The 23,844-nt window shown below is 52.1% G+C and carries 25 protein-coding genes and 3 pseudogenes; all 28 read right to left on the minus strand.

The window, feature by feature from the left end; genetic code table 11:
• Positions 1-92: 92 nt before the first annotated feature.
• Positions 93-269, minus strand: coding sequence for a 50S ribosomal protein L6 (gene rplF / locus NM10_RS02515; RefSeq protein WP_020310049.1), 177 nt, complete (start codon positions 267-269; stop codon positions 93-95).
• A gap of 20 nt (positions 270-289) precedes the next feature.
• A complete protein-coding gene (gene rpsH, locus NM10_RS02520; RefSeq protein WP_014015749.1) occupies positions 290-682 on the minus strand; it encodes a 30S ribosomal protein S8 in 393 nt (130 codons plus the stop codon).
• A 31-nt stretch (positions 683-713) separates the two neighbouring features.
• A complete protein-coding gene (gene rpsN, locus NM10_RS02525) occupies positions 714-983 on the minus strand; it encodes a 30S ribosomal protein S14 (protein ID WP_020310050.1) in 270 nt (89 codons plus the stop codon).
• 18 nt (positions 984-1,001) lie between these two features.
• Positions 1,002-1,541 (minus strand): 50S ribosomal protein L5, encoded by a 540-nt coding sequence (gene rplE / locus NM10_RS02530; RefSeq protein WP_014015747.1) that lies wholly within the window; start codon positions 1,539-1,541, stop codon positions 1,002-1,004.
• Positions 1,542-1,562: 21 nt separating this feature from the next.
• Positions 1,563-1,880, minus strand: coding sequence for a 50S ribosomal protein L24 (gene rplX, locus NM10_RS02535; RefSeq protein ID WP_036200625.1), 318 nt, complete (start codon positions 1,878-1,880; stop codon positions 1,563-1,565).
• A 16-nt stretch (positions 1,881-1,896) separates the two neighbouring features.
• A complete protein-coding gene (gene rplN / locus NM10_RS02540; protein ID WP_014015745.1) occupies positions 1,897-2,265 on the minus strand; it encodes a 50S ribosomal protein L14 in 369 nt (122 codons plus the stop codon).
• Positions 2,266-2,290: 25 nt separating this feature from the next.
• Positions 2,291-2,545: a 30S ribosomal protein S17 gene (rpsQ, locus tag NM10_RS02545; protein ID WP_014015744.1), complete on the minus strand. Its 255-nt coding sequence runs from the start codon at positions 2,543-2,545 to the stop codon at positions 2,291-2,293.
• Between the two features lie 43 nt (positions 2,546-2,588).
• Positions 2,589-2,789, minus strand: a complete 201-nt coding sequence (gene rpmC / locus NM10_RS02550) for a 50S ribosomal protein L29 (protein WP_014015743.1) — start codon at positions 2,787-2,789, stop codon at positions 2,589-2,591.
• 1 nt (position 2,790) lies between these two features.
• Complete coding sequence (gene rplP, locus NM10_RS02555; protein ID WP_020310052.1) at positions 2,791-3,216, minus strand: 50S ribosomal protein L16; 426 nt, start codon at positions 3,214-3,216, stop codon at positions 2,791-2,793.
• Complete coding sequence (gene rpsC / locus NM10_RS02560; protein ID WP_020310053.1) at positions 3,216-3,884, minus strand: 30S ribosomal protein S3; 669 nt, start codon at positions 3,882-3,884, stop codon at positions 3,216-3,218. Before rpsC ends, rplP begins: the two co-directional genes overlap by 1 nt.
• Before the next feature lie 13 nt (positions 3,885-3,897).
• On the minus strand, positions 3,898-4,233 hold the full coding sequence (rplV, locus tag NM10_RS02565) for a 50S ribosomal protein L22 (protein ID WP_014015740.1): 336 nt from the start codon (positions 4,231-4,233) through the stop codon (positions 3,898-3,900).
• Positions 4,234-4,246: 13 nt separating this feature from the next.
• Positions 4,247-4,522, minus strand: a complete 276-nt coding sequence (rpsS, locus tag NM10_RS02570; RefSeq protein WP_014015739.1) for a 30S ribosomal protein S19 — start codon at positions 4,520-4,522, stop codon at positions 4,247-4,249.
• Between the two features lie 24 nt (positions 4,523-4,546).
• Positions 4,547-5,374: a 50S ribosomal protein L2 gene (gene rplB / locus NM10_RS02575; RefSeq protein WP_020310054.1), complete on the minus strand. Its 828-nt coding sequence runs from the start codon at positions 5,372-5,374 to the stop codon at positions 4,547-4,549.
• Between the two features lie 30 nt (positions 5,375-5,404).
• On the minus strand, positions 5,405-5,689 hold the full coding sequence (gene rplW, locus NM10_RS02580; protein WP_014015737.1) for a 50S ribosomal protein L23: 285 nt from the start codon (positions 5,687-5,689) through the stop codon (positions 5,405-5,407).
• The gene (gene rplD, locus NM10_RS02585) at positions 5,689-6,312 is read right to left on the minus strand and encodes a 50S ribosomal protein L4 (protein WP_020310055.1); all 624 of its coding nucleotides are present in this window, start codon (positions 6,310-6,312) and stop codon (positions 5,689-5,691) included. The genes rplW and rplD overlap by 1 nt, the downstream gene beginning before the upstream one ends.
• Before the next feature lie 31 nt (positions 6,313-6,343).
• Positions 6,344-6,982, minus strand: a complete 639-nt coding sequence (rplC, locus tag NM10_RS02590; RefSeq protein ID WP_014015735.1) for a 50S ribosomal protein L3 — start codon at positions 6,980-6,982, stop codon at positions 6,344-6,346.
• A gap of 14 nt (positions 6,983-6,996) precedes the next feature.
• A complete protein-coding gene (rpsJ, locus tag NM10_RS02595; RefSeq protein WP_014015734.1) occupies positions 6,997-7,308 on the minus strand; it encodes a 30S ribosomal protein S10 in 312 nt (103 codons plus the stop codon).
• 798 nt (positions 7,309-8,106) lie between these two features.
• Entirely contained in the window at positions 8,107-9,300 is a 1,194-nt protein-coding gene (tuf, locus tag NM10_RS02600; protein ID WP_020310056.1) for an elongation factor Tu, read from the minus strand.
• A gap of 31 nt (positions 9,301-9,331) precedes the next feature.
• A complete protein-coding gene (gene fusA / locus NM10_RS02605; protein WP_020310057.1) occupies positions 9,332-11,404 on the minus strand; it encodes an elongation factor G in 2,073 nt (690 codons plus the stop codon).
• A 39-nt stretch (positions 11,405-11,443) separates the two neighbouring features.
• Positions 11,444-11,914, minus strand: a complete 471-nt coding sequence (gene rpsG / locus NM10_RS02610; protein WP_014015731.1) for a 30S ribosomal protein S7 — start codon at positions 11,912-11,914, stop codon at positions 11,444-11,446.
• Positions 11,915-11,970: 56 nt separating this feature from the next.
• Positions 11,971-12,341 (minus strand): annotated as a pseudogene (gene rpsL, locus NM10_RS02615) (30S ribosomal protein S12).
• Between the two features lie 80 nt (positions 12,342-12,421).
• Complete coding sequence (locus NM10_RS02620) at positions 12,422-12,667, minus strand: L7Ae/L30e/S12e/Gadd45 family ribosomal protein (protein WP_020310059.1); 246 nt, start codon at positions 12,665-12,667, stop codon at positions 12,422-12,424.
• A 272-nt stretch (positions 12,668-12,939) separates the two neighbouring features.
• A complete protein-coding gene (locus NM10_RS02625) occupies positions 12,940-15,834 on the minus strand; it encodes a hypothetical protein (protein ID WP_442852352.1) in 2,895 nt (964 codons plus the stop codon).
• Positions 15,835-16,005 (minus strand): annotated as a pseudogene (locus NM10_RS15220) (hypothetical protein); the annotation flags it as partial.
• A gap of 83 nt (positions 16,006-16,088) precedes the next feature.
• Positions 16,089-17,168, minus strand: a pseudogene (locus tag NM10_RS15225) (DNA-directed RNA polymerase subunit beta'); the annotation flags it as partial.
• Between the two features lie 53 nt (positions 17,169-17,221).
• Positions 17,222-20,959: a DNA-directed RNA polymerase subunit beta gene (gene rpoB, locus NM10_RS02630; RefSeq protein WP_036200621.1), complete on the minus strand. Its 3,738-nt coding sequence runs from the start codon at positions 20,957-20,959 to the stop codon at positions 17,222-17,224.
• 237 nt (positions 20,960-21,196) lie between these two features.
• Positions 21,197-22,453 (minus strand): tyrosine--tRNA ligase, encoded by a 1,257-nt coding sequence (tyrS, locus tag NM10_RS02635; protein ID WP_020310061.1) that lies wholly within the window; start codon positions 22,451-22,453, stop codon positions 21,197-21,199.
• A 214-nt stretch (positions 22,454-22,667) separates the two neighbouring features.
• The gene (nhaA, locus tag NM10_RS02640) at positions 22,668-23,783 is read right to left on the minus strand and encodes a Na+/H+ antiporter NhaA (protein ID WP_071601821.1); all 1,116 of its coding nucleotides are present in this window, start codon (positions 23,781-23,783) and stop codon (positions 22,668-22,670) included.
• Between the last annotated feature and the right edge of the window lie 61 nt (positions 23,784-23,844).

Consider the following 23,844-nt stretch of genomic DNA (forward strand, 5'->3'; position numbering starts at 1 on the left):
ACGATTTCCAATTCTTTCTTGAAGCCTTCCGAAACGCCTTTTACCATGTTGGCAATAAGGGCACGGGTGAGGCCGTGTAATGCACGATGATTTTATCGTTCAGACAGACGTTCTACAGTGATGACGTTATCAGCCACTGTGATTTTCATATCCTGGTGGAGCGTACGTGTGAGTTCGCCTTTCGGGCCCTTAACGGTAATTACGTGGCCATCGAGGTTTACATTTACGCCTGCCGGGATATCAATAGGCATTCTACCTACTCGGGACATATTGACACCTCCAAAACGATTTACCAGACGTAAGCGATAACTTCGCCACCCAAGCCGAGTTTACGAGCTTTTTTGTCGCTCATAACGCCCTGGGACGTAGAAATTACAGCGATCCCCAAACCACCGAGAACGCGCGGGAGTTCTTCCTTGCCAGCGTATACGCGCAGGCCCGGTTTGGAAATTCTCTTGATGCCGGTAATTACTTTTTCTTTATTAGAACCATATTTCAACGTAACCTTCAGCGTTTTGCCTTCGTTTACAGATTCGTAGTTTTTGACGAAACCTTCTTCTTTGAGGATGTCGAGCACTGCAGCTTTCATCTTCGAAGCAGGGATTTCTACTTTTTCGTGATATGCCGAGTTAGCATTACGGATTCTTGTGAGCATATCCGCAATCGGATCGGTCATTGCCATAATCTAAAAACCTCCCTCCATGGAATACGTGTTACCAGCTGGCTTTTTTAACGCCAGGGATCTGACCTTTGTAAGCCAGTTCACGGAATGTGATGCGGCAGATGCCGAATTTACGCATATAACCGTGAGGACGGCCGGTTACTTTGCAACGGTTGTGCAGACGAACCGGAGATGCGTTGGCCGACAGCTGAGAAAGTGCTTCATAGTCGCCTTTTGCTTTGAGTTCAGCGCGGAGCTTAGCGTATTTGGCAACCATTTTTTCACGTTTCTTTTCACGTTCGAGCATCGATTTCTTTGCCATGTATGTTATCCTCCTCTATTACTTTTCAAAAGGCATGCCCATCATTTTCAGCATGTCACGGCCTTCTTCGTCGGTCGTAGCTGTGGTAACGATGGTGATGTCCATGCCGCGAGCTTTATCAACCTTATCGTATTCGATTTCCGGGAAGATAAGCTGTTCTTTCAGGCCGAGGGTATAGTTGCCGCGGCCGTCGAAACCGGTGGCACTGACGCCGTGGAAGTCACGGACGCGGGGCAGTGTCAAGTTCATCAGTTTATCGAGGAATTCATACATCCGTTCGCCGCGCAGGGTAACTTTGCAGCCGAGGTTCATGCCTTCACGGATTTTGAAAGCTGCGATGGATTTCTTGGCTTTCGTGATGATCGGTTTCTGACCGGAAATGATGGTCATATCATTGACAGCAGCGTCCAAGGCTTTGGAGTTGGTAACAGCTTCGCCAACGGCCATGTTGATAACAACTTTGGTAACCTTCGGAATCTGCATTACGTTTTTATAATTGTATTTTTCCTGCAAGCCTTTTACGACTTCGGAAAGGTATTTGTCTTTTAATCTGGACACTCTCAAGGGCCTCCCTTCTTATTAGATAGCTTTACCGCTCTTTACGGCTGTACGGACTTTGGTGCCATCGGCCTGCTGGACCATTTTGACACGAGTCGGTTTGTCGCTTTCAGGATCTACGAGCATTACGTTGGAAACATGGATTGCTGCTTCCTTGGTGATAATGCCGCCTTGAGGATTGTTCTGACTCGGTTTCGTGTGGCGCTTAACCAGGTTAAGGCCTTCAACTACGACACGGTCTTTTTTCGAATACGTTGCGATGACCTTGCCTTTTTTGCCTTTTTCTTTACCAGCGATGACGATGACCGTATCGCCTGTTTTAACGTGCATTTTACCCATTGAGAACACCTCCTCCTTATAATACTTCCGGAGCCAGGGAGATGATCTTCATGAAATCTTTTTCACGCAATTCTCTGGCAACGGGCCCAAAAATACGAGTACCTTTCGGGCTTTTATCATTATTGATTACGACAGCTGCGTTTTCGTCGAAACGGATATAGGAACCGTCTGCACGGCGCAAACCTTTTTTAGAACGAACGATAACAGCTTTGACTACGTCGCCTTTCTTGACAACGCCACCGGGTGATGCATCTTTAACAGATGCGGTAATGATATCACCAATGTTGCCATATTTACGATACGAGCCACCCATGACCTGGATGCACAAGATTTTCTTGGCGCCAGTGTTATCGGCAACATTCAACACAGTTTCTTGCTGAATCATGGCTTAACCTCCTAATTAATGAAGCTTATTTAGCTTTTTCTACGATTGTCACTACTCTCCAGTGTTTCTGTTTGGACAGCGGACGAGTTTCTTCAATGCGGACTACGTCGCCAACATGGCATTCGTTGTTTTCATCGTGGGCTTTGAATTTTACAGTCGAGATAATCGGCTTTTTGTACAGCTTGTGCTGTGTTTTATATTCTACAGCAACGACAACGGTTTTGTCCATTTTATCGCTGACAACTTTACCTACGCGGATTTTCCGTTCATTTCTTTCCATCTGTGCTTGTGACCTCCTTTTAGATTCCAATTATGGACGTTTCTTACGCCTGCGCTTTCAGTTCTGCTTCACGCTGTACCGTTTTGATGCGAGCGATCGTCTTTTTGACTTCGCGGATACGCATTGGATTTTCTAATTGGCCGGTCGCATGTTGAAAACGGAGGTTAAACAATTCTTCTTTCAGGCTAACCACTTTTTCATCCATTTCGGCAGCGCTCAGCGCACGGATTTCTTTAACCTTCATTTTATTCACCACCTAATTCCTGACCTTTAACAACAAACTTCGTTTTAATCGGCAGCTTATGGCCGGCAAGACGCATTGCTTCACGAGCAATTTCTTCGCTTACACCGCCCATTTCAAAGAGTACGCGGCCCGGTTTTGCAACGGCAACCCAGTATTCAGGAGCGCCTTTACCGGAACCCATACGAGTACCAGCCGGTTTTGCCGTGATCGGTTTGTCCGGGAAGATTTTGATCCAGACTTTACCACCACGTTTGATATAACGGGTCATAGCGATACGGGCTGCTTCGATCTGGCGGTTCGTAATCCACGACGGTTCGAGAGCGACGAGGCCGAAATCGCCATGAGCAACTTTATTACCACGATGTGCCTGGCCTTTCATGCGGCCACGGAACTGTTTACGATATTTAACACGTTTTGGAATTAACATTATGCTTCACTCCCTTCGCGTTTCTTCGGAGCTTTCTTAGCTTCCGGGAGGATTTCACCTTTGTAAATCCAGCATTTTACGCCGATGCAGCCATATGTCGTATGAGCTTCAGCGAAGCCATAGTCGATGTTAGCGCGGAGCGTGTGCAAGGGGATGGAACCGTCGCGAAGGCTTTCGCTGCGAGCGATTTCAGCACCGCCAAGACGGCCGGAGCACATGATTTTGATACCTTTAGCGCCCATACGCATGGTACGGCCAACGCACTGTTTCATAGCGCGGCGGAAGCCGATACGGCGTTCGAGCTGGCCGGCAACGTTTTCAGCAACCAGGGTTGCATCCATTTCGGCCTGTTTGATTTCTGCGATGTTTACGTCGACAGTCTTAGTGGTGAAGGCTTTCAACGCTTTTTTAATATCTTCGATACCTGCGCCGCCACGGCCGATGACCATGCCCGGTTTTGCGGTATGGATAATCAATTTGATACGTTTTGCAGAGCGTTCGATTTCAATACGAGAAACACCTGCGATGTATAACTGTTTCTTTAAGAATTCACGGATCTTGACGTCTTCATTCAAAAGTGCAGCGTAATCTTTTTCTGCATACCATTTTGCGTCCCAAGGTTTGGAAACGCCGACGCGGAATCCATGGGCATTAACTTTCTGACCCACTCCATTTCCCTCCTTATGCTTTTTCGTCAACAACAACCGTCAAATGACTGGAATGTTTGAGAATTTTGAAGGCCTGTCCACGGCTGCGCGGATGAATACGTTTCATCGTGGAATCCTGGTCAACAAAGATTTCAGAAATGAACAATTTTGCAACGTCCATATCATTGTTATGTTCCGCATTAGCAACGGCACTGCGCAAAGTTTTTTCAACTACACGGGAACCCACTTTCGGAGTGAATTTCAAGATAGCGAAAGCTTCGCCGACGTTTTTGCCCCGAACCAAGTCAGCAACAATCCGAATTTTACGGGGAGCAATGCGAATGTGTTTCGTAACAGCTTTTACTGCCATTTATGTTACCCCCTTATTTAGTTACTTTTTCGGCTTTAGCATGACCCTTGAACGTACGAGTCGGTGCGAATTCGCCTAATTTATGACCTACCATATCTTCCGTGATATAGACAGGTACATGTTTACGGCCGTCGTGAACAGCGATGGTGTGGCCGACGAAGCTCGGCAGGATCATCGAGGCACGGGACCAGGTTTTGATTACTTTCTTTTCGTTGGCTTCGTTCATAGCGTCGATTTTCTTCAAGAGATGGTGTGCTACGAATGGGCCCTTTTTAATGGATCTGGACACTTAGTTATCTCCTTTCCTCAACACTTATTTACGTCTCTTCACAATGAATTTATTGGAAGCTTTCTTAGCGTCGCGAGTCTTAACGCCATAAGCAGGTTTACCCCAAGGAGTAACCGGACGTTTACGACCAACAGGAGCTTTACCTTCGCCGCCGCCATGCGGATGATCGCACGGGTTCATGACAACACCGCGGTTGCCCGGACGGATGCCCTTCCAACGGGAACGGCCGGCTTTACCGATGGTAATGTTTTCATAATCCGTATTGCTGACTACGCCGATCGTAGCGCGGCAGCGTACGTGTACCTGACGAAGTTCGCCGGACGGAAGGCGGAGCAGTGCATAGTTGCCTTCTTTAGCCATGAGCTGAGCCGATTCACCAGCAGAACGGACCATCTGGCCGCCTTTGCCGATTTTCAGTTCAACGTTGTGTACGAGTGTACCGAGGGGGATATTCTGGAGCGGCAATGCGTTGCCGACTTTGATATCCGATTCCGGGCCGCTGTAGACGACGTCGCCAACTTTAAGGCCGTTCGGAGCGATGATATATTTCTTTTCGCCATCTGCGTAGAACAGAAGAGCGATGTTGGCAGAGCGGTTCGGATCGTATTCGATCGTCGCAACTTTTGCCGGGATGTTATCTTTAATACGTTTGAAGTCGATCAAACGATAACGGCGTTTGTGACCACCGCCCTGATGGCGGACAGTCATACGGCCGCTGTTATTACGACCGCCCTTATTGGTTACTTTAGCCAATAAGGATTTTTCCGGTTTAGACGCCGTGATTTCTTCGAATGTCGAAACAGTCATGAAACGGCGGCTAGCGGAGTACGGTTTAAATGATTTAATGGCCATTGTAGTGCCTCCTCCTTATTCGTTAATTCCTTAAGCTCCTTCGAAGAATTCGATGGTTTCGCCTTCCTGAAGGGTTACGATGGCTTTCTTGTAATCCGGGCGCTTGCCGATGTATTTACCCATGCGCTTGAATTTGCCCATCGTGCGAAGTGTTGCTACGCTTTTAACTTTGACGCCGAAGACGGCTTCAACAGCTTTACGGATTTCAACTTTATTAGCACGGAGCGGTACTTTGAATGTGTATTTGCCATCAGACATCATCATGGTCGTTTTTTCAGTGATGACCGGTTTCAGCAAGAGATCATGCATGTTCATTATGCGAGCACCTCCTCAATCTTAGCTACAGCGCTCTTCGTAACGAACAATTTCGTGTAGTGGAGCAGGTCAAAGATGTTGACGCCCGTAGTGGAAATGGCTTTAACGCCTTTGATGTTGCGTGCGCAGCGTTCTACGACTTCATCGTTGTCGGTGATGAAAAGGACTTTTTCACCAGCGAATTTGAAGTTGTTGATGAGTGCGACGACTTCTTTCGTCTTCGGAGCTGCGAGATTGATTTCGTCGAGGACGAACAATTCGTTAGTATTGACTTTATTGCTCAAAGCGGATTTAACGGCGAGGCGACGAGCTTTACGCGGCATTTTCTGTGCGTAAGAGCGCGGATGGGGACCCCAGATGGTGCCGCCACCAACCCACAACGGGCTGCGGTTGCTGCCTACACGGGCCCGGCCGGTTCCTTTTTGTTTCCAAGGCTTTCTGCCACCACCGCGAACGACACCGCGAGTTTTAGTGGAATGTGTGCCCAAGCGCTGGTTGGCGAGCTGACGGAGAACGGCCTGACGCATAACGGCTTCGTTCACTTCAACGCCAAATACGCTATCGTTCAATTCGATTTCACCGGTCTGTGCGCCGGTAATATTATACGTGCTTACTTTTGGCATTATATTTTATCCTCCTTCCTGTAGACAACTATTAGCGGGGTTTTACAGTATCGCGAATCATGACGAGGCTGCCTTTGGCGCCCGGGATACCACCTTTAACCAGGATCAGATTCTTGTCCATGTCGACTTTGACGATGGAGAGATGAAGAACAGTTGCCTGATTGCCACCCATTTGTCCAGGAAGTTTTTTACCTTTGACGACTTTACCGCCGCCACCACTGGTCATAGGTCCGAGAGAACCGGGTTCACGATGAGATTTGGAGCCGTGACCCATCGGTCCGCGGTGGAAACCGTGACGTTTGATGGTACCTGCAAAACCTTTGCCCTTGCTGGTGCCAATTACGTCGACGAGATCGCCGCTTGCGAAAATATCAGCTGCCAGAGTTTGGCCTACCGTATATTCCGGCGTATCTGTCAAACGGAATTCGCGAAGATACTTAACAGGAGCAACGCCTGCTTTGTCGAATTGACCCTTAACGGGTTTTGTCAGATGTTTTTCTTTGATTTCACCATAGCCGAGCTGAATGGAGTTGTATCCGTCCGTATCAACGGTCTTGACACGTACAACTACGTTCGGGGAAGCTTCGACGACGGTTACAGGGACGACTGCGCCTTCTTCAGTAAAGACCTGAGTCATACCTAATTTTTTACCCAAAATAGCTTTAGACATAATCGCACCTCCTCCTATAATTTGATTTCGATGTCTACGCCTGCCGGCAGATCGAGTCTTGTCAAGGCATCAACGGTCTTGTTGGATGCTTCGAGAATGTCGATCAAGCGTTTGTGCGTACGGAGTTCGAACTGTTCACGAGAGTCTTTGTTGACATGGGGAGAACGAAGAATCGTGAAGATGTTCTTTTCTGTCGGAAGCGGAATCGGTCCGGATACCATAGCACCGGTACGTTTCGCCGTGTCGACGATTTTCGCCGCGCTCTGATCAAGCGTTTTGTGATCGTAAGCTTTGAGGCGAATACGAATTCTTTCCTGTTTTGCCATTACTTAATTCCTCCTAACGTCTATTTCCTTGAATAGACTGCTCCATAAGAGTTTCCCCGCAAGGCGGGCAACATCTTATATCATAGTTTAGCGCGCCGCAGAGGGTATTACCCTGTTGTCGCGTACTTACTTAGTTTACTACAAAAAGGCGCATCATGCAAGGAGTTTTCTATGTTTTTGAGAAATAATCGAACCAATTTAACATGGGTCCCATGTCGTTGCATCATGCTAAAGGACTTGTCGCATGACGACAAGTCTTTTAAGTTGTTAGCAGTTAGTGACTAGTGGTTAGCGGCCCGGCTCTCCTGCTAGGAGAGCTGTCAGCGCAGCTGACTGAGAGGTTACCTCTCCGGCCTTCGGGCCACCTCTCCTATGAGGCGAGGCTTTGGTGCCCCACGCTACCGTAACCGCGATTCCCTCATTATGCCAGAAGCGGGCTCGCCACGTGCGAGCCCCTACAATCGCAGCCAGGTGATAAATCTTTCACGGCCTGCGGCCTTGTGCGTAGGGGCCGTCCTTTAACCTCTCAGACCGCCTTCAGCGGCCAGCTCCCCTATGAAGGGAGCCTTGGACGGCCCGCTGTGAAGAATGTCCATACACCTAACGGGTCCATGTGGCATGGTTTTGCGAACAGCGGACTGCGAACTGCGATTCATGCATGAATGCATGCAAAAAAGAGGCTGTCGCATATGCGACAGCCTCTTTTAAGTATCAAGTTTGTAGTTTTTAGTTTGCAGTCATTGGCTAAAAATTTTAACCTCTTTCTACAAACTCGGTACTACAAACTTCAAACTATTTTTAGCCTTCGATTTCGGAAACGACGCCAGCGCCTACTGTACGGCCGCCTTCGCGGATAGCGAAGCGGAGGCCGGCTTCGATAGCAATCGGAGTGATGAGTTCAACATCCATTTTGACGTTATCGCCAGGCATGCACATTTCAGTGCCTTCCGGGAGCTGGATGACGCCAGTTACGTCAGTTGTACGGAAGTAGAACTGCGGACGATAGCCGTTGAAGAACGGAGTGTGACGGCCGCCTTCGTCTTTCGTCAAGACGTAAACCTGAGCTTTGAATTTCGTGTGCGGATGAATGGTACCCGGTTTAGCGAGGACCTGGCCGCGTTCGATTTCTTTACGGTCGATGCCGCGGAGAAGAGCGCCGATGTTGTCGCCTGCTTCAGCACGGTCGAGGATCTTACGGAACATTTCAACGCCCGTAACAACCGTATCTTTCGGTTCGTCAGCGAGGCCGACGATTTCAACTGCGTCGCCAACTTTGAGTTCGCCACGTTCAACACGGCCTGTAGCAACAGTGCCGCGGCCTGTGATGGTGAAGACGTCTTCGACAGGCATGAGGAACGGCTGGTCCGTCGGGCGCTGCGGAGTCGGGATGTATTCGTCAACAGCATCCATCAATTTGAGGATGGACGGTTTGCCGATTTCGCTTTCGTCGCCTTCGAGGGCTTTGAGAGCAGAGCCAACTACGATAGGAACTTCGTCGCCGGGGAAATCGTAGGAGCTGAGGAGATCACGAACTTCCATTTCAACGAGTTCGATGAGTTCCGGATCGTCAACCTGGTCAGCTTTGTTGAGGTATACGACGATAGCCGGTACACCAACCTGGCGGGCCAAGAGGATGTGTTCACGAGTCTGGGGCATCGGGCCGTCAGCAGCGGAAACGACGAGGATAGCGCCGTCCATCTGAGCAGCACCGGTGATCATGTTCTTGACATAGTCAGCATGGCCCGGGCAGTCAACGTGTGCATAGTGACGGTTGTCTGTTTCATATTCAACGTGTGCCGTGTTGATTGTAATACCACGTTCACGTTCTTCCGGAGCCTTGTCGATATCAGCATAGTCTTCGAATTTAGCGTAGCCTTTTTCAGCCAAAACTTTGGTGATGGCAGCTGTCAAAGTAGTTTTGCCGTGGTCGACGTGACCGATCGTGCCAATGTTAACATGCGGTTTGGTTCTTTCGTAATGTTCTTTAGCCATTTGCTGTTCCTCCAGTGTGAGTTAAATTATATTAGCCTTTTTCGCTGATGACTTTTTCGGCTACGTTCTTCGGAACTTCTTCGTAGTGGTCGAATGTCATCGTATAAACGCCACGGCCCTGCGTACGGGAACGCAAATCCGTTGCATAGCCAAACATTTCTGCCAGCGGTACGAATGCGTTGATATGTTCTGCACCGGAGCGCATTTCCATACCTTCGACACGACCACGGCGGGAGTTGAGGTCGCCGATGACGTCGCCCATGTATTCTTCAGGAACGACAACTTCGACTTTCGTGTACGGTTCGAGGAGAACCGGGTCTGCCTTGCGGGCACCTTCTTTGAAGCCCATAGAGCCAGCGATCTTGAAGGCCATTTCCGAGGAGTCGACTTCATGGTAAGAACCGTCGTATACGACGACTTTGATATCGACCATCGGGAAACCAGCCAAAACGCCTGTTTCCATTGCTTCTTTGACACCGGCTTCAACGGAGCCGATGTATTCCTTAGGAATAGCGCCGCCAACGACTTTGTTTTCAAATTCGTAGCCTTTGCCCTGTTCCTGCGGAATGAGTTCGAGCCAGCAGTCACCATACTGACCACGGCCGCCGGACTGACGCTTGAAGAAACCACGAGACTTGACATCTTTGCGGATGGTTTCGCGGTAAGCAACCTGCGGTTTGCCGACGTTGCAGTCTACTTTGAATTCACGGGACATGCGGTCGACGATGATATCCAAATGGAGTTCGCCCATACCGGAGATGATGGTCTGGCCGGTTTCAGCATCGGTCTTGACTTTGAATGTCGGGTCTTCTTCAGCCAGACGAGCCAAGGCAATGCCCATTTTTTCCTGGTCAGCTTTCGTCTTCGGTTCAACGGCTACGGAAATAACCGGATCCGGGAATTCCATCTTTTCAAGGATGATCGGGTGTTTTTCATCGCACAGTGTATCGCCTGTAGTCGTATCTTTCAGGCCGACGATACCGCCGATATCGCCCGTGTAGGCTTCCCGGACTTCTTCACGGTGGTTAGCGTGCATCCGGAGGATACGGCCAACACGTTCTTTTTTACCTTTTGTCGAGTTGTAGACATAGGTACCGGCCTGTAACGTACCGGAGTAAACGCGGAAGAATGCCAGTTTGCCGACGAAGGGGTCAGCCATGATCTTGAATGCCAATGCGGAAAGCGGTGCATTGTCATCAGCTTCACGGGTTTCTTCTTCTTCAGTGTCGGGGTTGGTGCCTTTGACCGGAGGAATATCCAACGGGTTCGGCATGTAGTCGACGACAGCGTCGAGGAGCATCTGGATCCCTTTGTTCTTGTAAGCAGAACCGCAGAGGACCGGGAACAATTTGTTCGTGCAGACGCCTTTACGGATAGCTGCTTTCAATTCGTCGATGGTGATTTCTTCACCTTCGAGGTATTTCATCATGAGGTCTTCATCGGTATCGCAAACAGCTTCAACCATGATGTCATGATATTTCTTAGCTTCTTCTAATTCGTCTTCCGGGATGTCGACAACTTCGATTTCTTTACCGAGTGCATCGTCATAGACTTCTGCTTTCATGGTAATGAGGTCGATGATGCCGCGGAAGGTTGTTTCAGCGCCAATCGGGAGCTGAATAGCAACGGCATTCGCCTGGAGACGATCTTTCATCATATCGACAACGTTCAGGAAGTCAGCACCGGTCGTATCCATCTTGTTGACGAATGCGATACGGGGAACATGGTAATGTTCAGCCTGACGCCATACCGTTTCCGACTGCGGTTCTACGCCGCCCTTTGCGGAGAAAACAGCAACAGAGCCGTCGAGTACGCGCAGCGAGCGTTCAACTTCAACGGTGAAGTCGACGTGCCCCGGAGTATCGATGATGTTGATGCGGTATCCCTTCCAGTGAGCTGTCGTAGCAGCCGACGTGATGGTGATACCACGTTCCTGTTCCTGAGCCATCCAGTCCATGGTAGCAGCGCCGTCATGAACTTCGCCGATCTTGTGGACACGGCCGGTGTAGAACAGGATACGTTCTGTTGTCGTGGTTTTACCAGCATCGATGTGAGCCATGATGCCAATATTTCTCGTTTTTTCCAAAGAAAATTCTCTTGGCACGGTTTTTTCCACTCCTCAAAAAATAATAAATATCGTAAATTACCAACGATAATGTGCGAAAGCTTTGTTAGCTTCAGCCATTTTATGAGTATCTTCCTTTTTCTTGATAGCAGCGCCTGTGTTGTTGAAGGCGTCCATCAATTCGCCAGCGAGCTTTTCTTTCATCGTGCGTTCGCCGCGTTTACGGGCATAGCCGACAGTCCAGCGGATACCGAGGGACAGGCGACGGTCTGCACGTACTTCGACAGGAACCTGGTAGTTAGCACCACCGACGCGGCGGGCACGGACTTCCAGGACAGGCATAACGTTGTTGAGAGCCTGTTCGAATACTTCCAAAGGATCTTTATTCATTTTAGAACGGATGATGTCGAAAGCATCATAAACGATGGTTTCAGCGACACCTTTTTTGCCGTCCAACATAACTTTGTTGATGAAGCGCGTTACCAATTTGGAATGGTACACCGGATCCGGCAGCACATCACGCTTCGGCACGGGGCCTTTTCTTGGCATGTCTAATTCCTCCTCTATGCTATGTAAGTCATCTTGTTCATCTTAAATGGCAAATCTTATTTGCCTTTCTTAGCGCCGTATTTAGAACGGGACTGCTGACGATCTGCTACGCCAGCTGTATCCAAGGCACCGCGACGATGTGATAACGTACACCAGGAAGGTCTTTGACACGACCGCCTCTGATTAATACAACACTGTGTTCCTGTAAATTGTGACCAATGCCGGGAATATAAGCAGTTACTTCGATGGAGTTCGTCAAGCGAACACGGGCAACTTTACGCAGAGCAGAGTTAGGTTTTTTCGGGGTAGCTGTGTACACACGAGTGCAAACACCGCGTTTCTGCGGGCAGTTTTTCAAAGCCGGTGCTGTCGATTTTGTGACGGCAACCTGACGTCCTTTACGAACCAATTGGCTGATTGTTGGCATTTGGGCACCTCCTCTCCAAACAATTAGATTTATAATGTAATCATCAACGAGCAGAGCTCATGAGATGATGTTACCGAAAATTATTTTAACAAGCCGACGGCTGCAGCTTTTACCTTGATGTGGCAGGCCATGCCCAGCTCCGTCATGGTATACGCGCGGTCGACAGGGATGTGAGCGCCTTCGGCTTCTGCAATAAGCGGCGCTACGACCTGTTCATCGCAATCATTGGCGATGTACAGTTGTGTGACTTCGTTTCGTTTCATTGCTTTCAGGGTTTGCTTCGCGCCCACGGTCTTGCGGACACTGGCAGCTAGTTCCAAGCTCACGAAACCTCACTCCTTACGTCTTGCAATTTAGACGCAATACTTTCATTGCGACACTTAGATATTTTATCATCACGCTTATTATATGTCAATGAGTTTTTTGGTAAAAACTGCGTAATCAGTACATTTTTTATTTACACGCGTCCTAGTGATTCGTGAGCCACGAGCCTTTCCATATATACAAAACGGGCTCGCCACGTGCGAGCCCCTACGAACGACGAACCACTAACAACAAAAAAGGGCTGTCGCACATGCGACAGCCCTTTTTTACTCTCTTAATGTCCGGCTTCCGGTGTCGTATCGGCACCTTCCGGTGCGTCTACGGGGTTGCCTTCTTCGTCTTCATAGCTGATAGACGGAACGGTCTTTACGACCTTGATCTTGCGGTAGCGGCTCATGCCCGTACCAGCCGGGATGAGTTTACCGATGATGACGTTTTCTTTGAGGCCCAGGAGCGGGTCGATCTTGCCTTTGATAGCAGCATCGGTCAGGACACGGGTCGTTTCCTGGAAGGATGCAGCCGACAGGAAGGAGTCCGTTGCCAGTGCGGCCTTGGTGATACCGAGGAGCATCGGTTGGCCGATAGCGGGCTTGCCGCCATTGCTTTCGATGCGCTTGTTCATATCTTCAAAGATGTTGACGTCGATATAATCGCCCGGCAATACATCGGCATCGCCGGCGTCTTCGATCTTCATCTTGCGCAGCATCTGGCGTACGATGACTTCGATGTGCTTATCGTTGATACCAACACCCTGGGATTTGTATACCTTCTGTACTTCGTATACGAGGTACCGCTGGGTAGCTTCGACACCCAGGATGTGCAGGATGTCGTGGGGGTTGATGGAGCCGGCCGTGATGCGGCTGCCCTTTTCGATGAAGTCGCCTTCATGTACGACGAGGTGCGAACCGAACGGGATGGTGTAGCTCCGTTCTTCACCGTCCTTGGAAGTGACATGGACGATGTTGATATCGTGATGGTCTTCTTTTTCGGTAATCGATACGGTACCGCTGATTTCCGTGACGATAGCATTGCCCTTCGGCTTACGGGCTTCAAACAATTCTTCGACACGAGGAAGACCCTGGGTGATATCGCCGGCCGTTGCGACACCGCCCGTATGGAAGGTACGCATGGTCAGCTGTGTGCCCGGTTCACCGATGGACTGAGCAGCGATGGTGCCGACCGATTCGCCGACATTGACCTTGCCGCCCGTACCGAGGTCGCGGCCATAGCACTTCGCGCAGACGCCATAACGGCTGCGGCAGGTGAGGACGCTGCGGATCCGGACTTTATCATAGTATTTTGCAATTTCTTTGGCCTGGTCTGCCATGATTTCTTCGTTGAGGGCAACGATGACTTCGCCCGTTTCCGGGTTGACCAGGGTTTCGGCAGCCGTACGGCCTTCGATGCGGTCTTCCAGCGATTCGATGACGCCGTTGCCGCTGTCTTCGACGATAGCCGTGACTTCGACGCCGCGGATGTCGTTGTTGCGGACCTTGACTTCATCGACGTCGCTGTTGAGGATGCGGTCGATGGCATCTTCTGTGAGCGGCGTGCCTTTGGCGCAGATTTCAATGCCGTTGGAATCGATGACGGCTTTTTCGACAGTCTTGCCGAGCATATTTTCCGCCATGGATTTGCGGATAGCTGCGCGGAAACCTTCTTCCGGAGCACCGAGGGAAACCGTTTCGATGACGTTGGTGTGGTTCAGGTCATCGTTGATATCCATCTGGCTGCCGCGGAGGGAGAGTTTCGGGATCTGGTGTTCGATGACCGTATCCATATCGTCGTTGGTCAGGAGATGTTCTGCCGGGAAGACGATGTCGCCGGTTTCCGGATCCGCTACATCACGGGCCAGGACGCGGCCGATGAGCTTGTCGCGCAGGAGGTTGACAGCCTGGCGGCACGAGCTGGCCAGACGGGCCCGTTCGCGGACGAGGTCGATGCCGAATACGTCGCAGTCATCTTCACGGACGATGACGTCCTGAGAGACGTCGACGAGACGACGGGTCAGATAACCCGAGTCAGCTGTACGCAGTGCCGTATCGGCCAAGCCTTTACGGGCGCCGTGAGACGAGGTGAAGTAGTCCAGTACGGACAGGCCTTCACGGAAGTTCGCTTTGATCGGCAAGTCGATGATACGGCCCGACGGGTCAGCCATCAAGCCACGCATACCGGCAACCTGACGAATCTGGTCACGGCTGCCTCGAGCGCCGGAGTCAGCCATCATGAAGATCGAGTTGAACGGGTCCATGTTATCCATCATGACATCCGTAACGTCGTTAGTGGCCTTTGTCCAGATTTCGACGCTCTTGTTATAGCGTTCGTTTTCGGTAATCAAGCCGCGCTGATACATGGCATAGGCGTTCTGGACCTTCTTGTCGGCTTCATTGAGGATATCCCATTTTTCTGCCGGGATCTGAATATCAGAAATAGCGATGGACATACCGGCCTGGCGGGCGTAATGGTAGCCGATGGCCTTGATCTTGTCCAGAAGTTCTGCCGTCTTGGTATTGCCGACGAGGTGGAAGCAGGCATCGACGAGTTTGCCGATCTGTTTCTTGCTCATGAGGACGCCCAGGCAGTTGACGTCGACATATTCTTTATCTTTCTTGAATTCAGCCACAGCGGCTTCGTCGATCTTACGCTTCGGCAAGGGGCGCGTAGCCGTGAGGTCGACACCGAATTTTTCTTTCAGCTGCGAGAAACCATAGTCGCGGATATGGCCTTCTTCGTCTTTGATCTTGACGAAGTGGGACCAGTCGATGAGGCCGTTTTCATAGGCGAAGACCGTGTCCTTCGGGTCCGTGAAGACCATGACTTTATCCGTATGGAAGAGGCGCAGTGGTTCATAGATCTGATAGTTGTAGAGCAGTTTGCCTGCCGTCGTTTCGATGAGGCCGTGGCCAGGGATGCGGACCTTGATCAGGGCTTCGATGTCGATGACTTTGGCATCGTAAGCGAGCATGACTTCATCGTAGTTGGAGAAAATCTTGCCTTCGCCCTTGGCAGCCGGTTTGACCAGGGTCAGGTAATAAGCACCGAGGACCATGTCCTGTGTCGGGACGGCGACCGGTTTGCCATCTTTCGGAGCCAGGATGTTATGAGACGAAAGCATGAGCGTCCGCGCTTCGGACTGGGCTTCTACGGAAAGAGGCAGATGGCAGGCCATCTGGTCACCGTCAAAGTCGGCGTTGAATGCCGTGCAAACCAGCGGATGCAGTTTGATGGCGCGGCCTTCCCAGAGGATCGGTTCGAAAGCTGGATACCCAGACGATGCAGTGTCGGGGCGCGGTTCAAGAGGACAGGATGTTCCTTGATGACGTCTTCCAGGACGTCCCAGACTTCACTGTTGACGCGTTCGACTTTCTTCTTAGCGTTCTTGATATTGGTAGCAATGCCTTTTTCGACAAGTTTCTTCATGACGAAAGGCTTGAAGAGTTCCAGGGCCATTTCTTTCGGCAGGCCGCACTGGTGCATCTTCATTTCCGGACCGACGACGATAACCGAACGGCCAGAGTAGTCGACACGTTTACCGAGCAAGTTCTGGCGGAAACGGCCCTGTTTCCCTTTCAGCATATCCGACAGGGATTTCAGGGGACGGTTGCCCGGGCCCGTGACCGGACGGCCGCGGCGGCCGTTATCGATGAGGGCATCGACGGCTTCCTGGAGCATACGTTTTTCGTTGCGGACGATGATGTCCGGTGCGCCCAGTTCCAAGAGGCGGCTCAGGCGGTTGTTACGGTTGATGACCCGGCGATAGAGATCGTTCAGGTCAGACGTAGCGAAGCGGCCGCCGTCGAGCTGTACCATCGGGCGCAGTTCCGGCGGGATGACCGGGATGACATCCATAATCATCCATTCCGGTTTGTTGCCGGAGTGGCGGAAGGCTTCGACGACTTCCAGCCGGCGGATAGCGCGGACGCGGCGCTGGCCCGACGAATCGCGGAGTTCATCGCGGAGCTGTTTGTCCAGCTGGTCCAGGTCCAGGCCCTGCAGCAGTTCCTTGACAGCTGCAGCGCCCATGCCGACGCGGAATTTATCGCCGTACATATCCAGATACTGACGATATTCCGTTTCCGTCATCAGCTGCTGCTTGGTAAGCGGCGTATCGCCCGGATCGAGGACGATGTACGAGGCGAAGTATAAGACTTTTTCCAGCGAACGGGGAGAAATATCGAGGATCAGGCCCATCCGGCTGGGGATGCCTTTAAAATACCAAATATGAGATACCGGTGTAGCCAGTTTAATATGGCCCATCCGTTCACGACGGACTTTGGCGCGCGTGACTTCGACGCCGCAGCGGTCGCAGACGACACCTTTATACCGGATACGTTTGTATTTGCCGCAGTGACATTCCCAGTCCTTTGTCGGCCCAAAAATGCGTTCGCAGAACAACCCATCCCGTTCCGGTTTCAATGTACGGTAATTGATCGTTTCTGGTTTCTTGACTTCCCCGTGGGACCATTCGAGGATCTTTTCCGGTGAAGCAAGACCGATCCGCATGGAATCGAATTCATTCACATCAAGCACTAATACCGCTCCCTTCTATCGACTCGTTATTCATCATCGTCAGCCTGTTCAGCTTCGGCGACGGCATCGAGGCTCATGGCACTCATGATGTCATCTTCGCCGCCGTTGGCGACGGGTTCCTGTTCTTCGCCTTCTTCTCCTTCGGCAGGAGTGTCTTCAGCCGGTGCAGCCGGTGTTTCCGGACCATTTTCACCTTCCATGACGCGGCGGAGTTCATCAGTCTGTTCCGGTTCCGTTTCATCGTCGAGTTCCTTGATGACGACTTCTTCGCCGTCTTCGTTCAGGATCTGGACGTCGAGGCCGATGGCCTGGAGTTCTTTGAGGAGGACCTTGAACGATTCCGGTACGCCCGGTTCAGGAATATTTTCACCTTTGACGATCTTTTCGTAAGCCTTGACACGGCCGACGACATCGTCAGACTTAACAGTCAGCATTTCCTGGAGGGTATAGGCTGCGCCATACGCTTCCAGAGCCCAGACTTCCATTTCGCCGAAACGCTGGCCGCCGAACTGGGCTTTACCACCGAGCGGCTGCTGCGTGACCAGGGAGTACGGGCCTGTCGAACGAGCATGGATCTTGTCGTCGACGAGGTGATGCAGTTTGAGGAAGTACGTGTAACCGACAGTGACGCGGCGGTCCATCGGTTCCCCTGTACGGCCATCATAGAGGACGGATTTGCCGTCTTCCGGCAGGCCGGCGATCTTCAGGGCTTCAAAGACGTCTTCGGCCTGAGCGCCGTCGAAGACCGGTGTTGCGATATGGACACCGGCGACGTCCGGTTTGGGCATGCCGTATTTATCGAAATCATAGCCGGCAGCGCGGAGTTTTTCTTCCAGGCCCGGATCCATTTCCTTGATCTGTTTGCCCAGTTCGTGGACAGCCCAGCCAAGGTGGGTTTCCAAAATCTGACCGATATTCATACGAGACGGTACGCCCAAGGGGTTCAGGACGATCTGGACCGGCGTGCCATCGGGCAGAAAAGGCATATCTTCCTGGCGCATGACGCGGGAAACGACACCTTTGTTGCCGTGACGGCCAGCCATCTTGTCGCCTTCGTGGATCTTACGTTTCTGGGCGATGTAGACGCGGACCAGGTGGTTTACGCCAGGCGGCAGTTCGTCGTTATTTTCACGGGAGAAGATGCGGACGTTGACGACTTTCCCCGATTCACCATGAGGTACGCGCAGCGACGTATCGCGGACTTCGCGTTCCTTGTCGCCGAAGATGGCGCGCAGCAGGCGTTCTTCCGGTGTCAGTTCCGTTTCGCCTTTCGGCGTGACTTTGCCGACCAGGACGTCGCCCGGGAAGACGTCGGCACCGATCATGATGATGCCGTTTTCGTCGAGGTTCTTCGTGCTTTCTTCACTGACGTTGGGGATTTCACGGGTAATTTCTTCCGAACCCAGTTTCGTGTCGCGGGCATCACATTCGTATTCTTCGATGTGGATGGATGTGTAGAGGTCGTTCTTCGGGAGTTCTTCACTGAGGAGAACGGCGTCTTCGTAGTTATAGCCTTCCCAAGGCATGTAGGCTACGAGGATGTTGTAACCAAGAGCTAATTCGCCGCCGTCCGTAGCCATGCCGTCAGCCAGGGGCTGACCTTCCGTGACCCTTTCGTTCTTATAGACCAACGGGTGCTGGTTGATGCAGGTACTCTGGTTGGAGCGGACGAATTTGATGAGTTTATATGTATCGACAGAACCAGAATCCGTGCGGACCTGGATGGTGTCGCCAGTAACGCGGGATACGACGCCGCTGTGTTTTGCCAGGACGCAGACGCCGGAGTCACAAGCCGTCTTGTATTCCATGCCGGTACCGACGAGCGGAGCCTGTGTGCGCAGCAAAGGTACTGCCTGGCGCTGCATGTTCGCACCCATGAGGGCACGGTTGGCATCGTCGTTTTCCAGGAAGGGGATCATGGATGTACCGACGGAAACGACTTCCTTAGGCGATACGTCCATGAAGTCGACGCGGTCAGCCCGGAATTCACGGGTATCTTCACCGTGACGGCAGGCAACGCGTTCGTGGACGAAATGGCCATCTTCGGTCAACGGTTCGTTGGCCTGGGCGATGACGTACTGTTCTTCTTCATCAGCCGTGATGTAGTGGACATCTTCCGTAACGACGACCGTTTCTTTATCGACGCGGCGGTACGGGGCTTCGATGAAGCCGAATTCGTTGACTTTACCGAAGCAGGCCAGGGACGAAATCAAGCCGATGTTCGGGCCTTCAGGCGTTTCTACCGGGCACATGCGGCCGTAGTGGGAATGATGGACGTCGCGGACTTCGAACCCTGCGCGTTCACGGGACAGACCGCCAGGGCCGAGGGCGCTCAGACGGCGTTTGTGCGTGATTTCTGCCAGCGGGTTTGTCTGGTCCATGAACTGGGACAGCTGGCTGGAACCAAAGAATTCTTTGATAGCAGCGACGACAGGACGGATGTTGATCAAGACCTGAGGCGTAATGCTTTCGGCATCCTGGATGGTCATGCGTTCGCGGACGACGCGTTCCATACGGGTCAGGCCGATGCGGAACTGGTTCTGCAGGAGTTCGCCGACGCAGCGCAGGCGGCGGTTGCCCAGATGGTCGATGTCATCGACAGTTCCGAAGCCGTCCATGAGGTTGAGAAGATAGCTGATGTGGGCGATGATGTCTTCGCGGGTAATCGTGCGGTGGTCATACGGAAGGTCGCTGTTGTTGCAGATGATCTTGTAGACCGAGCCGTCCGTTTTTTCGACGAAGGCTTCGACGAGGCCGCCGCCGTCACCGGCGGGCGCACCGTCGGCGATTTCGCGATGGAAGACGCCGCTTTCGCGGATCCTTTCAACTTCAGCCGAGCCGATTTCCGTATGGGCATCGACGATGACTTCCCCTGTTTCCGGGTTGACGATCGGTTCGTGCAAGGTCAGGCCAAAGAGGCGGCGTTCCCAGCCGAGTTTCTTGCCGGCTTTGTAACGGCCAACGCGGGCCATATCATAACGGCGCGGGTCGAAGAAGAGGCCTTCAAAGAGATTGCGGGCACTTTCAACGGTCGGCGGTTCACCGGGGCGGAGTTTCTTATAGATTTCAACGAGGGCTTCGTCCTGATTTTCCGTCGTATCTTTTTCAAACGTAGCCTTCAGGCGTTTATCGTCGAAGAAGAGTTTGAGGATGTCGGCGTTCGACGACCAGCCCAGCGCGCGGATGAGGACCGTGACAGGAATCTTGCGGTTGCGGTCGATACGGGCATAGACGATGTCGTTGGCGTCTGTTTCCAATTCGATCCAGGCACCACGGTTCGGAATGACCGTCGAATTGTACAGGCGGATGCCCATCGGGTCGATTTCGTGGCCATAGTAGACGCCCGGAGAACGGACGAGCTGGCTGACGATAACGCGTTCTGCCCCATTGATAATGAAGGTACCTGTATCGGTAATCAGTGGGAAATCACCCATGAATACTTCCTGGTCCTTGATTTCACCTGTTTCGTGGTTGACAAGACGGATCTGGACGCGGAGCGGTGCGGCGTATGTCGTATCGCGTTCCTTACATTCACGAATGTCGTACTTCGGTTCCCCTAATTTAAAATTCTCGAAGGATAAAGACAGGTTACCCGATGCATCTTCGATGGGAGAAATGTCTTTGAAGATATCTTTCAGTCCCTTTTCCAGGAACCATTCGTAGGATTTATTCTGTAAATCCAACAAATGAGGCATTTTCAAGACCTCGTTAATCTTAGCATACGTGTATCGAGTCCTTTTCCCTACTTGTACAGGTTTGAACATGCTGATTCTTCACCCCTTATAAAAAGTAAATCATTATGATAGCGTTGTACAGCGCCGTGTAAAGCGACAAAAAAGCAAGGCTCTCAGACGATTTGAACCTTGCTTAATTTTTTGCTCACCGGAAGCGCTTCCTCCATGTATCTCATAATATCAATTGAACATTTTGCAATGAGTTATTATAGCATAGCAAAGCACTTCTGTCAATATTCTATTTTAACAATTTTCTAAAATCTACCCTTACTGATGAACCCGGGCCAAAGTATATTTCTTCTTCCCTTTGCGAACGATGACGAACTTGCCGTTGGAATTCTTGTGAGGTTTGACGATTTCGTCGAGGGACGTGACTTTGACGCCGTTGATGGTGACCGCACCGTGGGTGATGTCTTCGCGGGCCTGGCGTTTCGATTTGTAAATCTGGGAATCGACGAGCCAGTTGACGACGTCTTTATCTTCGCTGGAAACGTCGACAGTCGGCATCTTGCCGAAGGCCTGTTCCAATTCGCTTTCCGACAGGTCGGCGATGCTGCCGTGGTACAGGGCTTCCGTGATGTTCTGGGCTTCCTTCAGGGCTTCCGGGCTGTGGACGAAAGTCGTGACTTCTTCAGCCAGGCGGCGCTGGGCCAGTCGTTTTTCCGGTTCTTTTTCGACCGATTCGGCCAGGGCGTCGATTTCTTCCTTGCTGAGAAAGGTGAAGTATTTCAAGTATTTGACGACGTCCGCATCATCCTGGTTGAGCCAGAACTGATAGAATTCAAAGGGTGATGTCTTTTCCGGGTCGAGCCAGACAGCGCCGCCGGCGGTCTTGCCGAACTTGGTGCCGTCAGATTTCAGCATGAGGGGAATGGTCAGGCCATAGGCTTTGGCATCGCTGCCGTGCATCTTGCGGATCGTGTCGATACCGGCCGTGATGTTGCCCCACTGGTCGGCGCCGCCGATCTGCAGCTGGACGTCGTTATGGGAAAAGAGGTGTTCAAAGTCGATGGACTGGAGAATCTGGTAGGAAAATTCCGTAAAGGAAATGCCTGCTTCCAGACGGCTGGCAACGACTTCCTTGCTGAGCATGATGTTGACGCTGAACAGTTTGCCATAATCGCGGAGGAAATCGAGGAGGCTGATCTGGCTGAGCCAGTCATAGTTATTGACGAAGGTGATGTTTTCCGAATCGCCGAAAAGATGCATGAACTGAGCCTTCAATTTTTCGGCATTGGCCTTGATTTTATCGAGAGTCTGGAGCTGGCGTTCCGTCTTGCGGCCGCTCGGGTCACCGATTGCACCGGTACCGCCGCCAATAACGACATACGGATGATGGCCGGCATTGGCAAAGCGTTTAAGCATCATGAACGGAATCAAGTGGCCGATATGCATGCTGTCACCCGTCGGGTCGACACCGCAATAGAGGGAAATGCTCTTTTCTTCCGTGAGCTTACGCAACCCTTCTTCATCTGTCATCTGATTGACGGCACCGCGCCAAGACAATTCATCAATAATATTCATCGAATTCGCTCCTTTTGTATAAAAAATGATAAGTTACTCTTCATTATAACGACATGAACGTATTACGTCAATGATGGGCGCCAAAGGCGCCCGCTGTTCGCAGACCGCAGGCCGCAGGCCGCAAAACCACGCCACATTGGCCCGCTTGGTATATGGCTGACTATTCGCGGCGGGCTCGCCACGTGTGAGCCCCCTACCGATAATTACAGGAAGGCTATCGGCTTACGCGGTTGACCAGGAAGCCGCCGAGGATGGCCGCCGTGAGGGACGCGGCGATGATGGCGGTCTTGGCCGTCATCAGGACCGGACTGCCGGGAAAGGCCAGGCCGGCGATGAACAGGGACATGGTGAAGCCGATACCGGCCAGGAGGCCGACGGCCCAGAAGTGTTTCATCGTCAGCCCTTCTGGCAGGGACGCTTTTTTCAAGGCCGTCAACAGCCAGACGGCCAGGCCGATGCCGATGGGCTTGCCCAGGACCAGGCCAGCCAGGACGCCCAGTCCCGGTGCCGACGCCAGGCCGGTCAGGCCGCTCAGGTCGAGGCGGATGCCGGCGTTGGCCAGGGCGAAGACGGGCATGATGACGAAAGCCGAGACAGGCGTCAGGGCGTGTTCTGCCCGCAGCAGCAAGCCTTCCCTTCCATCCTTGCCGGGCACGGCCGGCATGGCGAAGCCCGTGAGGACGCCGGCCATGGTCGGATGGATACCGCCGTAGAAGAAGGCCAGCCAGATGAGGATACCTCCCACAGCGTAAAACCAGGCTGATTGCCAATTCCTGCGGCACCCAGCCAGCATCAGCAGCCAGACGATGAGGCCGCCGGCCAGGACCGGAAGGTTGAGGGAACCGGCATAAAAGACAGCGATGACGACGATACCGCCGAGATCATCGACGATGGCCAGGGCCGTCAAAAAGACGACGAGGCTGCGCGGCGCTTTCGGAGCCGCCAGGGACAGGACGCCCAGGGAAAAGGCGATGTCCGTCGCCATGGGGATGCCCCAGCCACCAGCCGTCGGCAGGCCGGCATTGCACAGGCCATAAATCGCAGCCGGCACGAGCATGCCGCCTAAGGCCGCAGCCATGGGCAGCATCGCTGCCGACCGGGACTTCAGTTCTCCATAGAGGAATTCCCGCTTCACTTCGGCGCCGACGACAAAGAAGAACAGCGCCATGACGGCGTCATTGACCCAGTGCAGCAGGGACATGTGCGTCCCTGCCGGCAGCGGGGCCTGGAGCCAGCGTTCATAAGCGGGACCGAAGGGAGAATTAGAGATGGCCATGGCAAGTATCGCACAGGCAATGAGTAACAGTCCGCTTAACGATTCTCGTTTCATATTTTCTCCTTGATTGGGTGATGTCACACGAATATTTCTAATATCATGCACGGATTTTTTC

It is taken from the genome of Megasphaera sp. NM10 (assembly GCF_000417505.1).
Lineage (GTDB): Bacteria > Bacillota > Negativicutes > Veillonellales > Megasphaeraceae > Megasphaera > Megasphaera intestinihominis.